A 12,872-nucleotide genomic window follows, 5' to 3' on the forward strand; every position below is an offset into this window, starting at 1 on the left:
ACGAGCACACCGACGGCCGAACACTCGGCTTCATGGGCGAGCCCCGCGTCAACGTCCTCGAACTCAACATCGCCCTCAAGGAATTGGCCGCGAAGGGCTGATCGAGAACCGAACATACGGAAGCCGGCGGCACCGGGAAACATTCCTGGTGCCGCCGGCTTCCGTAGGCGCTAGAGCGAGCCCTGCCCGCCGCTGTTGAGCGCGGGCGAGTGCGTCTGCTGCGTCGGCATGGCGCGCGGCAGCGGCGCCGGCATCACCCGTTCCAGATCGCGCAGGGTCTGTTCGGCTACGGCACGGACCTGGGCGGGGATGTCGCCTCGTTCCTGGATGAGCCGACTGTAGATCGGAGCTTCGTGCTGTGCGGCCCACACGTCGAGACTTCCCTCTTTCCTTGGCTGGCGACGCCCCCGGCACCGGAGGAATCAGCCAACGAGTCTACCGGTGACGTTTCCGGCGTAGGCAAAGTGTCCAGATCGGGGGACGCGCGCCGCCTGAAGAGGGTATGGATCGTGGGGACGCTTCCGGGCGCCGGCTTCGATGCGGCCCGGGCGAGGAAACACGACGTGGAGGTTGAGAGTGCGCTACCGCGAGCTGGGCCGCAGCGGAATGTCCGTGTCCGAGATCGGCTACGGCGCCTGGGGCATCGGCGCGTCCGGGTGGGTGGGCGCCACCGAGGACGAGTCCGTACGCGCCCTGCACCGTGCCGTCGACCTCGGGGTGAACTTCATCGACACCGCCCGCGGCTACGGCGAGAGCGAGCGGATCGTCGGCCGGGTCGTGCGCGAACGGGCCAGCGACGAGGTGCTGGTGGCGACCAAGGTCCCGCCGAAGAACAGGATCTGGCCCGCACCCGACGGCGTCGACCCCACCGAGGCGTTCCCCGGCGCCCACATACGCGAGAGCGTGGAGACCAGTCTGCGGGTCAGTGGCCTCGACCACTTCGACGTGGTGCAGTTCCACGTCTGGAGCGACGAGTGGCTGGGCCGGGGCGACTGGCTGCAGACGGTCGAGGAGCTGAAGAAGGAGGGGAAGATCCGCCTGTTCGGCGTCTCCGTCAACGACCATCAGCCCGACAACGCACTCGCCCTCGTGCGCAGCGGCGCCGTCGACACCGTGCAGGTCATCTACAACATCTTCGACCAGGCACCCGCCGACGCGCTGCTGCCCGCCTGCGAGGAGCACGGCGTCGGTGTCATCGTCCGTGTGGCGCTGGACGAGGGCGGGCTCACCGGTCGGATCACCGCCGGGACGACGTTCCCCGAAGGCGACTTCCGCGCCCGCTACTTCCGCGACGACCGGCCGGCGCAGGTCGAGCGGAAGGTCGCCGCCATCGTCGCCGACCTAGGCATCGCGCCCGACGAGATCGCCGAGCACGCGCTGCGCTTCGTGCTGAGTTCGCCCGCCGTCTCCACCGTCATCCCCGGCATGCGCACCGTGCGGAACGTCGAGCGGAACACGGCCTTGAGCGACGGACGCCCGCTGACCGCCGACCAACTCGCCGTGCTGGCGGGGCACCGCTGGCAGCGCAACTTCTACGGATGATCCCTGAGGAGAGGCTTCACGACGTGCACCCTGCGACCGACGCCACCGTCGACACCATCGCCAACGGGATGGTGCGCGTCCCCGGTGGCACCGTCGACCTACGGGACGACCGGCGCGGCACTCGCTGGACGACGGACATCGCCCCCTTCCTGCTCGGCCGCCATCCCGTCACGGCGGACCTCCTCCGCTCCGTCACCGGAGCCGACCCCGCTCCCGCCGCGAGCGGTGCCGTGAGCGGTGCCTCGCCGGTGACGAACGTCAGTTGGCTCGACGCGATCGACATCTGCAACGCCATCTCGGCGCGCTCGGGTCTGATCCCGGTCTACGCGCGCGACGCGGAAAGCGGCGAGGTGGCATGCGACTGGGATGCCGACGGCTACCGCCTGCCGACGGAGGCCGAGTGGCAGTACGCCTGCAAGGCGGGCACGGAGGGTTACCGGTACGGGGCGATCGAGGACATCGCCTGGTACGCGGGCAACTCCGGGGGCGGAGTCCGGGACGTCGGCGGAAAGGCCCCCAACGCATGGGGGTTGCACGACATGCTGGGCAACGTCTGGGAGTGGTGCTGGGACTTGTACGACGAGGAGGTGTACGGCTCGTACCGCATCTTCCGGGGCGGTGGCTGGGCCGAGTCGGAGCGGGGCTGCGGGGCGTCCGTGCGACGCCGCAGCCACCCGACGTTCGCGATCGACGACCTCGGGTTCCGGCTGGCCAAGGCCGTGTGACGGCAGGGGAGAAGCCCCCGCGCAGCAGGCGCGGGGGCTTCTCCGAGGCTCGGGTCAGGAGCCGTGGCGCTTGAGCGAGTCCTGGACTCCGCGGGCGCGGTCGTGAGTATCACCCATGGTCTTCTTGGCTTCGCCCTTCGCCTGGTCGGCCTTGCCCTCGGCCTCCTTGCGGCGATCGCCCGTGACCTTGCCGGTCATCTCCTTGGCCTTGCCCTTGACCTTGTCCATGCCGCCCTTGTCAGCCATTACGACTCCTTTGTCTTGTACGGGTCTTGCTCGACCAACGTAGAACGGCGGAAGCGAAGTCGCGCGGCGGACGACTACGCTCCGTGAGCCTCACGGCAACTCGGCAGCTCAGGTGGTGTCCAGTCCGCATGGCGCAGGATCGCGCGGACGGTCACGCGTGAGGGGGCCAGGCGAAATGCGGTGTTGCGCAGGGCGATGGCCAGGGGATGCGTCAGCTGCCGGCCCATCGGCCCGCCTGCCGGGCTGCGCGGGCGACGGACTGGCTGCGTGGCCGGCGCTCCGTGTAGTAACGGGCGAGCGACGCTTCGACGGTGGGTGCACCGGCGACGGCGGCGGCGAGCACGGCGGCGTCCTCCAGTGCCTGGCAGGCACCTTGGCCGAGGTTCGGCGTCATGGCGTGGGCGGCGTCGCCGAGGAGGGCGACGCGGCCCACCGCGTAGGTGGGCAACGGGGCGACCAACTCGTTGATGTCGTGGTGCAGTACGGCCTCGGGCCGCGTCGCGTCGAGCTGTGCGGGAATCGGGTCGTGCCACCCGGCGAACCGGCGCGGCATCTCGGCCAGTGGATCCGGATACCGCACGCCTGCGGGCGAGTTGAGGGCGGCATGCCACTCCGCCCGGCCGTCGTCGAACGCGATGTGGCCGGACGCGGCGCCCGGTCCCCAGGTGAGATCGAAGGCTCGTCGTGACGGCTCTGCGGTGGCGCCCGCACGCCTGGGGATCGCCGGTATGTGCCCGCCGTGAGTCAGTCGCGGGCGGTTCAGCGAGGCGGTGCGGTCCGGGTCGGACACAGAGGAAGGCTCGGCTCCCGGCGGAGCCGTCGCTGCGAGTAACGTCGATCCGCAGGATGGTGCGCCGGGAGCCTCGCCTCGTCACGAGCAGGTGGCATGCCACGACTTGCTCGCGTGTCCGGCCCGGAGGATGTCCGCACTCGCGTTCCGGTCAGCCGCCCACGTAGGCGGCGAGGTGCTCACCGGTCAGGGTGGAGCGGTCCGCGACGAGTTCGGCGGGTGTGCCCTCGAAGACGATCCGTCCGCCGTCGTGACCGGCGCCGGGACCGAGGTCGATGATCCAGTCGGCGTGGGCCATGACCGCCTGGTGGTGCTCGATGACGATGACCGACTTGCCGGAGTCGACGAGCCGGTCGAGCAGGCCGAGCAGCTGCTCGACGTCGGCGAGGTGGAGGCCGGTCGTCGGTTCGTCGAGGACGTAGACCCCGCCCTTCTCGGCCATGTGCGTCGCCAGCTTGAGACGCTGCCGCTCGCCGCCGGACAGCGTGGTGAGCGGCTGCCCCAGCGTGAGGTAGCCGAGCCCGACGTCGGCCATCCGCTGAAGGATCTTCTGCGCGGCCGGCGTGCGCGCCTCCCCGGCGCCGAAGAACTGCTCGGCCTCGGCCACCGACATCGCGAGCACCTCGCTGATGTCGCGCCCGCCGAAGTGGTAGTCGAGGACAGAGGCCTGGAACCGCTTCCCCTCGCAGTCGTCGCAGGTGGAGGCCACACCGGCCATCATCGCCAGGTCGGTGTAGATGACGCCCGCGCCGTTGCAGGTGGGGCAGGCGCCCTCGGAGTTCGCGCTGAACAGCGCCGGCTTCACACCGTTGGCCTTGGCGAACGCCTTGCGGATCGGGTCGAGCAGCCCGGTGTACGTCGCCGGGTTGCTGCGCCGCGAGCCGCGGATCGCGGCCTGGTCGACGGTGACCACGCCTTCCTGCCCGGACACCGAGCCGTGGATCAGTGAGCTCTTGCCCGAACCCGCGACGCCGGTGACGACGGTCAGTACGCCGAGCGGGATGTCGACGTCGACGTCCTGGAGGTTGTTGGTGCCCGCGCCGCGCACCCCCAGCTTCCCCGTCGGCGTCCGCACCGTGGGCTTCAGCGTCGCGCGGTCGTCCAGGTGCTGCCCGGTGAGCGTGTCACTGGCCCGCAGCCCCTCGATCGTGCCTTCGAACACGACCTCGCCGCCCTCGGTGCCGGCCCGCGGGCCGAGGTCGACGACGTGGTCGGCGATCGCGATCGCCTCCGGCTTGTGCTCGACGACCAGCACCGTGTTGCCCTTGTCCCGCAGCCGCAGCAGCAGGTCGTTCATCCGCTGGATGTCGTGCGGGTGCAGCCCGATCGTCGGCTCGTCGAAGACGTACGTGACATCGGTCAGGGACGACCCGAGGTGGCGGATCATCTTGACGCGCTGCGCCTCACCGCCCGAGAGCGTGCCTGCCGGGCGGTCGAGGCCGAGGTAGCCGAGCCCGATCTCCACGAACGAGTCGAGGGTGTCCCCGAGCGCCTTCAGCAGCGGCGCGACCGACGGCTCCTTCAGTCCCCGCACCCACTCGGCGAGATCGCTGATCTGCATCGAGCAGGCGTCGGCGATGCTGATCTTCTTGATCTTCGACGACCGGGCCGCCTCGCTCAGCCGCGTGCCGCCGCAGTCGGGGCAGGACGTGAAGGTCATCGCCCGCTCCACGAAGGCGCGGATGTGCGGCTGAAGAGAGTCGATGTCCTTGGACAGCATCGATTTCTGGATCTTCGGGATCAGACCCTCGTACGTCAGATTGACGCCATCGACCTTGATCTTGGTCGGCGCCTTGTGGAGCAGGTCGTGCAGTTCCTTCTTGGTGAACTTGCGGATCGGCTTGTCCGGGTCGAAGAAGCCGCAGCCGCGGAAGATCCGGCCGTACCAGCCGTCGACGCTGTAGCCGGGGACGGTGAGCGCGCCCTCGCTGAGCGACTTGCTGTCGTCGTACAGCGCCGTCAGGTCGAAGTCCGTGACCGAACCCCGGCCCTCGCAGCGCGGACACATGCCGCCGACGATGCTGAAGCTGCGCCGCTCCTTCACCTTCTCGCCGCCGCGCTCGACGGTGACCGCACCCGCGCCGCTGATCGAGGCGACGTTGAAGGAGAACGCCTTGGCCGAGCCGATGTGCGGCTTACCGAGCCGGCTGAAGAGGATGCGCAGCATCGCGTTGGCGTCGGTGGCCGTGCCGACCGTGGAGCGGGCGTCGCCGCCCATCCGCTCCTGGCCGACGATGATCGCGGTCGTCAGACCGTCGAGAACGTCGACCTCGGGCCTGGCCAGCGTCGGCATGAAGCCCTGGACGAACGTGCTGTACGTCTCGTTGATCATCCGCTGCGACTCCGCGGCGATCGTGCCGAAGACCAGCGAACTCTTGCCCGAGCCGGAGACACCGGTGAACACCGTCAGCCGGCGCTTCGGGAGCTCGACGCTGACGTCCTTGAGGTTGTTCACGCGCGCACCGTGCACGCGGATCAGATCGTGGCTGTCGGCAGCGTGCAGCGCAGGTGACTGCGCCTGCGTCCCCTTGGCCATGCTCATCGTGTCTCCATCTGTTGCGCGGGGCCGCCCTCGCGGACCCCGTCGGCGTCGCCCGGCTCGATCTAACCAGCTTCGAGCCGTCCGCCTGATGCTGTTTGTCTTCTGCCCGGGACCCGGTCGGCCGGGCCGTCTGTCAGCTGTCCTGGAGCAGCCCGAGGACGTTGCCGTCTGCGTCGGTGAAGGTGGCGACGAGGCGGCCGCCGCCGACGTCGTGCGCGGCCTCCTTCACCACGGCACCCGCGGCCGTGACCTCGGCGAGCTTCGCCTCGATGTCCGGCACGTGCCAGTAGGTCACCGGCGAGGTCATGCCCCCGCCACCGGGCACCAGCCCGATGTGCTGGCCCGCTACGTCGAAGCCGACGTAGTAGGGCGCGTCGGCCGTCGGCTCCGCGCCGAGCAGGGCGACGTACACCGCCTTGGCCTTCTCCAGGTCGGAGACGGGGTGCAGCACGGTCTTGATCCCCTGGGTGGAAGAGCTGGTCATGATCACTCCTGAAGGTCGTGGGTGTGGTCGCCGTCGTCCGGTTCGAGGACGGCGGGAGAGCTGCCGTGAGGGGCGCTGTCCACGGAGTTCAGGCTAGGCGCGGCCCATGACCGGCGCTTCTCCAAAACTGCTCACTTCGGGTGGTCCTCCGCCTCTCCGTGGAGTCGGGCGCGCGTTCGACTGTTCCGCGCGAAGGGTGGACCGTCGTCCGGCGACGACACCCTGGGGCCGCTCAGGCGTTGGGGTTGCCGTGGCGCAAGTGCAGTGACGGTTCTGCACGGACTGGGCGCGGGCTGCGGACGGCGGCGGCGGTCGACGGACGAGGGGCAGGAATGTGCGGAGCATGGCGGACGTGTGGACACGCAAGGGCCGCGACAGCGCGCCGTCGGCGGAGGACCGCGGCCCGGTGCCCGGTCCGCTGGTGGGCCGGGAGCGGGAGTCGCAGGACCTGCGCACGCTCCTGGAGAACCATCGACTGGTGACGGTGGCCGGCGAGGTCGGCGTGGGCAAGAGCCGGCTGGCAGCGGAGGCGGTCGCGGGCGTTGTGGCGCAAGGCCCTGGGGAGTGCGTGCTCGGCGGTGGCGAGGGCCGGTTCGCAGCAGATGCGGTCGCCGGCCTCGGCGCGCAGGGGGCCGGGCCGCTCATCGTGCTCGTCCGCTGGCCGGAGGGCGGGCAGGACGCCGGGCCGGGCTCGCCCGCCTCGCTGACCGCCGCCGTCATGGAGGCGGCGGCCGGGATCCACGGGCGGCGCGGAGCGGCCGGTGTCGGCGCCCTCGCCGACCGGTTGCGCGCCGCTGACGTGCTGCTCCTCCTCGACGACGTCGATCCGGTCCATGCCGAGTGCGTGGGGATGGTGCAGACGCTGCTGGAATTCGTGCCGTCGCTGCGCGTCCTGGTGACCGCGCGCCGGCCCCTCGGCCTGGGCGGCGAGGCCGTGCTGCGCCTGACGCCGCTCAGCGCCGAGCCCGCGGACGAGCACGGGACCGCGCCCGCCGTGGAGCTGTTCCTGGACCGGTTCCTGGACCGGTCCCTGGAGCGGGCGGGCGCCTCTTTCGACGCCGACGATTCGGACCTGAGCTCGGTGGCGGACATCTGCCGGTACGTGGGCGGGCTTCCGCTCGCGGTCGAACTGGCCGCGGAGCAGGCCGCCAGGAGCAGCGTGGGGGAGGTCGCGGAACGGCTCAAGGAACACCAGTGCTGGCTGAGCGCACCGGACATGGCGGCTCCCCGGCACCGCTCGCTGCGGGACGCCGTCGCCGCGGCCTACGTGCTGTGCGACCGCGATGAGCGGATCGTGTGGGCCCGCGCCAGCATCCTGGCCGGAGACTTCGACGAGTCGACGGCGGCGTTCGTCTGCGCCGGCGGCGGCCTCGCCCCGACCCGGGTGCCGGCATGCCTGACCCGCCTCGCCGCGGTCGGCGTCCTGACTCCGGTACGCGACCCCGGCGGCATCCGCGAACCCCGCTACCGCATGGCCCCCGCCGCCCACGACTTCGGCGGTGAACGGCTGCGTGAGGCAAGGGAGTTCGAGGTCGCCGCCGAACGCCGCGCGATCCACTTCCACCGGGTGGCCGCCCTCGCCGAGAACCTGTGGAGCCTCGGCAGTCAGCCGCAGGCCGTACGACTCGTCCTGGACGAGGCCGAAGGGCTCAGGGCGATGCTGGAGTACGCGCCCCGCCAGCCCGAACTCGCGTCGGCGGCCCTGGAGTCCGTACTGAACCTGTGGTTCTGGTGGGCGGTCTACGACGCCGCCGACGAAGGGCGCCGTCATCTGCTGCGGCTGCTACCGATGTGCCGCTCGGACACCCTCCTGATCGCGCGCGGTCTGTGCCTCGCGGCCTGGCTCACGGTGTACGGCGACGCGTACGGGGCGAGTGAGCTGCTCCGGCACGCGTGGCCGGCCGCGGTCCTGGCCGGGGATGACGCGACCATCGGGCGGATCGCACACGTCCAGGGCATGCTGGCGCTCCGCGAGGGCGACCTCGAACGGGCCACCGAGCAGTTCCAGGAAGCGGCGAGCACGATCCCGCCGCACGTGCCCGGCGGTCTGCCGCCCGCGGTGAGCCTGGCCGCTCTCGCCGTGACGCAGGCGCAGCAGTCGCCGAGGGCGGCGCGGCGGAGCGCCCGCCGCGCCCTGAGCCAGCCCGGCATCCGCGGTGACGCCTGGGCCTGTCTCGTCGCCCGGTACGCCCAGGCGTTCGTCGACCGCAGCGACGGGCGCACCGGCAGGGCCCGTCTGCGTGCGCACCGTGCGCTCGCCGCCCTGGACGGCCGGCTGCCGGCACCGCACGGCTGCGCCGCGCTGCGGGATCTGATCACCGACATCGACCGGGGGAGCCGTAGTGGCCTGCCGACGGCGACTGTGCCACGGGGGCTTACGGGGGTGGCGATCCCTGCGCAGGTCGGCAGCGGCATTCTGGGCTGAGCCGGCGCGCGACCGCCTCAGGCCGTCGGCGCCCCGGGCACCCGGCGGCTGCCGCCGTTGAGTTCCCGCCACAGCCGGTACACCTCGACGGCGTTGTCGCGAGGCTCGTGGCGCATGGGCAGGCGCCGCTCGGTGTAGTCCTGGGCGAACTCGCCGTAGAGGGAGTCGAGTTCGAGGTATTTGCGGTCGTCGACGTAGTGCGGCTCGTACGTGTCGCGGGTGGTGAGGAAGACGACCTCGTCGGGGGAGCAGCAGTACAGCGAACCCAGGCACATAGGGCAGGGGTGGGCGAGTACGTGGATCGTGGCGCCGACCAGGTGCTCGGTGTCGAGTTTGCGGCAGGCGTCGCGGATGGCGAGGATCTCCGCGTGCGCGGTGGGGTCGGAGGTCTGGGCCACCCTGTTGGGGCTCTCGGCGAGGATCTCGCTGTCCTTGACGATGACGGTGGCGAAGGGGCGTCCGCCCTCTTCGACGTTCTGGCGGGCCAGGTCGATGGTGCGCTGGGCGAAGTCCATGGGGGCGCGGGGTCCTCCGGGAAATGGTGTGACGACGGATCAGAAAGGCTTTGTCGACAGGTACTTGCCGTCGAGCGTGATGACTGCGCGGTCGCCGCCCTCGGGGTCGGCGACCTTCTTCACCCGACTCTGGCGAGGATGCCCGGGCGTTCAGGGAGCCGGTGATCGCGGCGGGCATGGTGCTGCGTGCGATCGGCTACCGCGGGGTACCGCTCTCCGGCCTCCCCTTCGACGAGGTCACCGGCACCGTTCCGCACGACGGCGGGCGCGTCACCGGAATGCCCGGAACGTATGTCGTGGGCTGGATCAAGCGAGGCCCGAGCGGTGGCATCGGCGCCAACCGCACCTGCGCGGCCGAGACGGTCGCCACGCTGCTGGCCGACGCCGTCTCCGGCGCGCTGCCGACGCCACCGCACGCGACCAAGGCCTTCCACCGGCTGGCCAGGCGCCGCAACCGGCGCGTCCTCGACGCGAAGGGCCTGGCGGCGATCGGACGGGCCGAGGCCGGGCGGGGGCGCGAGGCCGGCCGGCCACGGGTCAAGCTGGCCACGGTCGATGAACTGGTGGCGAGCGCGCGGCGTAGGCGCGTACTCCGATGAGGTGAACAGATGGGCCCGGCTCGGCAGTTGGCTGCGCCGGGCCCCGGCGTCACCCGGAGGTGAGGTGTCGGGTCACCCGCGTCGGGGCCTCGGCGGGCCGGCGCACGCGCATCATGGCGACGTACACGGCCGCGGAGACCAGGATCCCGGTCGGCAGGGAGAGGTCCGTGCCGCCCGCCGCCCGGGCGATGGGGCCGGTGTACATCTGTGTGTTGACGCACTGGGACGCGATGGCGGTGGCGACCACCAAGGCGGTCACGCCGGCCCAGTTGACGCCGCCCGTGTACCAGAACGCGCTGCCCCGGGACTCGTCGGTCAGTTCCCTGCCGTCGTAGCGGTTGCGGCGCCACAGGATGTCGGTGGCGTAGATCGCGATGCTAGGGCCCATCAGCGCCACCATGAGTTCGAGCATGTTGCTCACGGTGTCGAGGAAGTTGGAGACGAGCAGCGCGTACAGCGTCAGTGCCACACCGAGGGCTCCGTCGAGGGCGACGCTGCGGGACCTGCGGATCCGGACCCCTATCGACTGGAGGGCGAGGCCGGAACTGTAGGCGGTCATGGCGTTGTTGCAGATCGCGCCGAGGATGACGGCCAGGAGGAAGGCCGGCTTGAACCAGCTCGGCAGGATGGCCTCGAGAGCGGTCTGCGGGTCGGACATGTCGAGCGCGGTTCCCGCGAGGGCGCCGAGTGAGGTGAACAGGACGCTGGGCACGTAGGCGCCGAGGGTGGTCCAGCCGGCGATCGCCCACGGCGAGGTGGTACGGGGCAGGTAGCGGGCGAAGTCGGCGCTGTTGCTGTACGAGAGGGGCGCGGAGGCGACGAGTGTGATGCCGCCTATCACCACGGCCCACAACTCCGTGCCATGGAGCGGGTGTCGGGGCGCGTAACCCCAGTCGACGTGGCCGAGCACGTAGCCGGCCAGGACGACGAAGACCGCGGTCAGGGCCAGGGTGAACGGAAGATAGAGCCTCACGATGGTCGCGTGGCCGTAGACGCTGATGGCGAGCGTCGCCGCGGCGAGCACCACGATGACGACGACCTTGACGCCCGTCGTGAGCGCGATGCCGGCCTTGTCGACGAGGCTGAATGCGGAGAGCGAGGCCGCGGCCCAGCTGAGGGCCAGGTAGCAGACGGACACGAACCAGCCGGTCAGGGCGATGTTCGCCCGGTTGCCCCGGATGCCGAACATCGCACGCGTGATCACCTGGCTCGGGGTGCCGGCCGCGGGACCGCTCACGGCGACAAGCCCGACCAGCACCCAGCACAGGTTGCCGGCCGCGATCACGCCCAGCGCCTGCCAGAGACCGAGGCCCATCAGGATGAGGGCGCCGCCGACCACGAGGCTGAGGTAGCTGACGCTGGGCGCCGCCCACACGGCGAACAGCTCGCGGGCGCGGCCGTGCCGTTCGGCGTCGGGGATGAAGTCGATGCCGTGCGCCTCCACGCGCCCGGCCTGGTCGGCAGGGGGTGCGGCAGCTTGTGCCGAGGGGTCTGGGATCGTGGGAGCCATGCAGTCCTCCGAACAGGCGAGCACGGGAGCCGACTTGTCTATTGGTCACGAATCCAATAGTGAGCAGGGGGTGCCGTCAAGCACCCGGCCGAAACGGGTGCGGAAGAATCCGGAGGCCCGCCGCGCCGAGATCGTGGCCGCGGCGGCGGCGATCGCCCTCGCGGAGGGCCTCGAATGCATCACGATGCGCCGGGTCGCCGACGAGCTCGCGGTGCGCCCCGGCCTGATCAGCCACTACTTCCCGGTCGCGGAGGACCTCGTCGCCGAGGCCTTCGGCGTGGCGGCGACGGCGGAGCTGGACGAACTGATTCCCGTGGATCGGCCCGAGGGCGAGACGCTGGAGGACCTGGCCCGCTTCTTCCGCCTGACCACGGGGGACCGCTTCGACGGCATGAGCCGCCTGTGGCTCAACGCCAGGCATCTGAGCCGCTACCGCGACAGGCTGCGCGACCGGGTAGGTCACCAGGAGGCCCAGTGGCGCGAACGCCTGACGCGGCTCATCCGTGACGGCGTAGCGGCCGGAGCCCTTCGCACCGAGAACCCCGAGGTGGCCGCGATCCAGATCCTCGTGGTCCTGGACGGCCTCGGCGCCCACGCCAACACGGAGCGCACCAACCGCCCCCCGGCGGTGACGGCCATGGCCATCACCACCGCGGAACGCGAACTGGACGTACCTGCCGGGACGCTCGCCGAACTGATCGCGGCCCAGCATGATCCAAACGAAAGGCCCTAGTCGAACCTGGGCACCCCATGCCATGACCTGACCGTCGCGCCGGGCGGATCAGCCGTGGCGGGAAGCCACGCAGCGCGTGCGCCACTGAGGGTCCGCGGCCAGGTCGAGGCCCGACCGGGCCATCGCCGGTGCGCCGTCCAGTACCGCCTCGTCCCCGTCCGCGCCAAAGACCTCCTCGGCGAACCGGCGGGTGTGCGGCATGCGCTGGGCGCCCAGCACCCCGATCGCCGGGTGGATGGCGGGCATCGCGTGCGTGATGTCGCCCTTACCTGCGCGACGACCGCGGCGTCCGCCGCTTCGGCCCGCAGCACACCCTCCCCTCATAGGCGGCTTCACCCTGGTGACACTCGGCTACCTCGGCGTGGTCTTCGCCCACAGCGCGCCCTGGCCGCCGGCGGTCTTCGGGGGGACCGGCGGTGCGGGCATCGGCAACGCCATCGCCACCCTGCCCACGCTGCTCGTCCGGCACCTGCCCGCTGACCAGACCGGGATCGGCACCGGCATGTACAACGCCCGCAAGACCCTGGCCGGTTGGGTGGTGGGCGCGGCCTTCGCCGCGATCATGAACCGCCTCCCCGCGGACGCGACCGGCGCCCGCGTCGCCTCCGAGAGCGCGTACGTCACGGTCTGGGCGTCCTGCGGCGCGCCGGCGCTTCTCGGAGTGGTCATCGCCCGCCGCGTGGGCCGCGCGCAGCGCTGTGCCGAGCGGGCTCCCGTCCCGGAGGCGGCCGTCCCTTGCGCGGAGTGAGTCCGGGCCGTGC

General features: G+C 71.3%; 13 protein-coding genes and 3 pseudogenes. 7 read left to right on the forward strand and 9 right to left on the reverse strand.

Annotated features, from left to right (window positions below; translation table 11 throughout):
* Nucleotides 1-101 (forward strand): potassium-transporting ATPase subunit C (locus tag ACWFR4_RS44140; RefSeq protein ID WP_453657184.1); only part of this gene is annotated, 101 nt, incomplete at its 5' end.
* A 69-nt stretch (nucleotides 102-170) separates the two neighbouring features.
* On the opposite strand, the gene ACWFR4_RS44145 is transcribed toward ACWFR4_RS44140, so the two are convergent.
* Complete coding sequence (locus tag ACWFR4_RS44145) at nucleotides 171-371, reverse strand: hypothetical protein (RefSeq protein ID WP_326714630.1); 201 nt, start codon at nucleotides 369-371, stop codon at nucleotides 171-173.
* Between the two features lie 205 nt (nucleotides 372-576).
* Between ACWFR4_RS44145 and ACWFR4_RS44150 the strand changes: the two genes are divergently transcribed.
* Nucleotides 577-1,542: an aldo/keto reductase gene (locus ACWFR4_RS44150; RefSeq protein ID WP_453657144.1), complete on the forward strand. Its 966-nt coding sequence runs from the start codon at nucleotides 577-579 to the stop codon at nucleotides 1,540-1,542.
* A 68-nt stretch (nucleotides 1,543-1,610) separates the two neighbouring features.
* The gene (locus ACWFR4_RS44155; protein WP_453469591.1) at nucleotides 1,611-2,267 is read left to right on the forward strand and encodes a formylglycine-generating enzyme family protein; all 657 of its coding nucleotides are present in this window, start codon (nucleotides 1,611-1,613) and stop codon (nucleotides 2,265-2,267) included.
* A gap of 54 nt (nucleotides 2,268-2,321) precedes the next feature.
* Here ACWFR4_RS44155 and ACWFR4_RS44160 read toward each other — a convergent pair whose 3' ends face one another.
* The 4 genes and pseudogenes from ACWFR4_RS44160 to ACWFR4_RS44175 all read right to left on the reverse strand — a co-directional run bounded on the left by ACWFR4_RS44160 (nucleotide 2,322) and on the right by ACWFR4_RS44175 (nucleotide 6,329).
* Nucleotides 2,322-2,513, reverse strand: coding sequence for a CsbD family protein (locus ACWFR4_RS44160; protein WP_453657146.1), 192 nt, complete (start codon nucleotides 2,511-2,513; stop codon nucleotides 2,322-2,324).
* A 74-nt stretch (nucleotides 2,514-2,587) separates the two neighbouring features.
* Nucleotides 2,588-3,189: pseudogene (locus ACWFR4_RS44165) on the reverse strand (FAD-dependent monooxygenase); the annotation flags it as partial.
* Between the two features lie 265 nt (nucleotides 3,190-3,454).
* Complete coding sequence (locus ACWFR4_RS44170) at nucleotides 3,455-5,845, reverse strand: ATP-binding cassette domain-containing protein (protein WP_453468811.1); 2,391 nt, start codon at nucleotides 5,843-5,845, stop codon at nucleotides 3,455-3,457.
* Between the two features lie 133 nt (nucleotides 5,846-5,978).
* Complete coding sequence (locus ACWFR4_RS44175) at nucleotides 5,979-6,329, reverse strand: VOC family protein (RefSeq protein ID WP_453468812.1); 351 nt, start codon at nucleotides 6,327-6,329, stop codon at nucleotides 5,979-5,981.
* A 343-nt stretch (nucleotides 6,330-6,672) separates the two neighbouring features.
* Here ACWFR4_RS44175 and ACWFR4_RS44180 point away from each other — a divergent pair, with 343 nt between their 5' ends.
* A complete protein-coding gene (locus tag ACWFR4_RS44180) occupies nucleotides 6,673-8,754 on the forward strand; it encodes an ATP-binding protein (protein ID WP_453657148.1) in 2,082 nt (693 codons plus the stop codon).
* Nucleotides 8,755-8,771: 17 nt separating this feature from the next.
* Here ACWFR4_RS44180 and ACWFR4_RS44185 read toward each other — a convergent pair whose 3' ends face one another.
* Together ACWFR4_RS44185 and ACWFR4_RS44190 are read right to left on the reverse strand one after the other, a co-directional pair.
* Nucleotides 8,772-9,269: a nucleoside deaminase gene (locus ACWFR4_RS44185; protein WP_453469975.1), complete on the reverse strand. Its 498-nt coding sequence runs from the start codon at nucleotides 9,267-9,269 to the stop codon at nucleotides 8,772-8,774.
* 39 nt (nucleotides 9,270-9,308) lie between these two features.
* Nucleotides 9,309-9,392 (reverse strand): annotated as a pseudogene (locus tag ACWFR4_RS44190) (cyanase); the annotation flags it as partial.
* A gap of 41 nt (nucleotides 9,393-9,433) precedes the next feature.
* Here ACWFR4_RS44190 and ACWFR4_RS44195 point away from each other — a divergent pair.
* A pseudogene (locus ACWFR4_RS44195) lies at nucleotides 9,434-9,868 on the forward strand (ferredoxin-NADP reductase); the annotation flags it as partial.
* A 49-nt stretch (nucleotides 9,869-9,917) separates the two neighbouring features.
* On the opposite strand, the gene ACWFR4_RS44200 reads toward ACWFR4_RS44195, so the two are convergent.
* Nucleotides 9,918-11,378: a purine-cytosine permease family protein gene (locus ACWFR4_RS44200; RefSeq protein WP_453657150.1), complete on the reverse strand. Its 1,461-nt coding sequence runs from the start codon at nucleotides 11,376-11,378 to the stop codon at nucleotides 9,918-9,920.
* 70 nt (nucleotides 11,379-11,448) lie between these two features.
* On the opposite strand from ACWFR4_RS44200, the gene ACWFR4_RS44205 reads away from it, so the two are divergent.
* Nucleotides 11,449-12,111: a TetR family transcriptional regulator C-terminal domain-containing protein gene (locus tag ACWFR4_RS44205; RefSeq protein WP_453463128.1), complete on the forward strand. Its 663-nt coding sequence runs from the start codon at nucleotides 11,449-11,451 to the stop codon at nucleotides 12,109-12,111.
* 48 nt (nucleotides 12,112-12,159) lie between these two features.
* On the opposite strand, the gene ACWFR4_RS44210 is transcribed toward ACWFR4_RS44205, so the two are convergent.
* The gene (locus ACWFR4_RS44210; protein ID WP_453463126.1) at nucleotides 12,160-12,357 is read right to left on the reverse strand and encodes a hypothetical protein; all 198 of its coding nucleotides are present in this window, start codon (nucleotides 12,355-12,357) and stop codon (nucleotides 12,160-12,162) included.
* Between the two features lie 94 nt (nucleotides 12,358-12,451).
* On the opposite strand from ACWFR4_RS44210, the gene ACWFR4_RS44215 reads away from it, so the two are divergent.
* Nucleotides 12,452-12,859: a hypothetical protein gene (locus ACWFR4_RS44215; protein ID WP_453657152.1), complete on the forward strand. Its 408-nt coding sequence runs from the start codon at nucleotides 12,452-12,454 to the stop codon at nucleotides 12,857-12,859.
* Nucleotides 12,860-12,872 lie beyond the last annotated feature (13 nt).

The organism is Streptomyces sp. NPDC055140, from assembly GCF_053607285.1.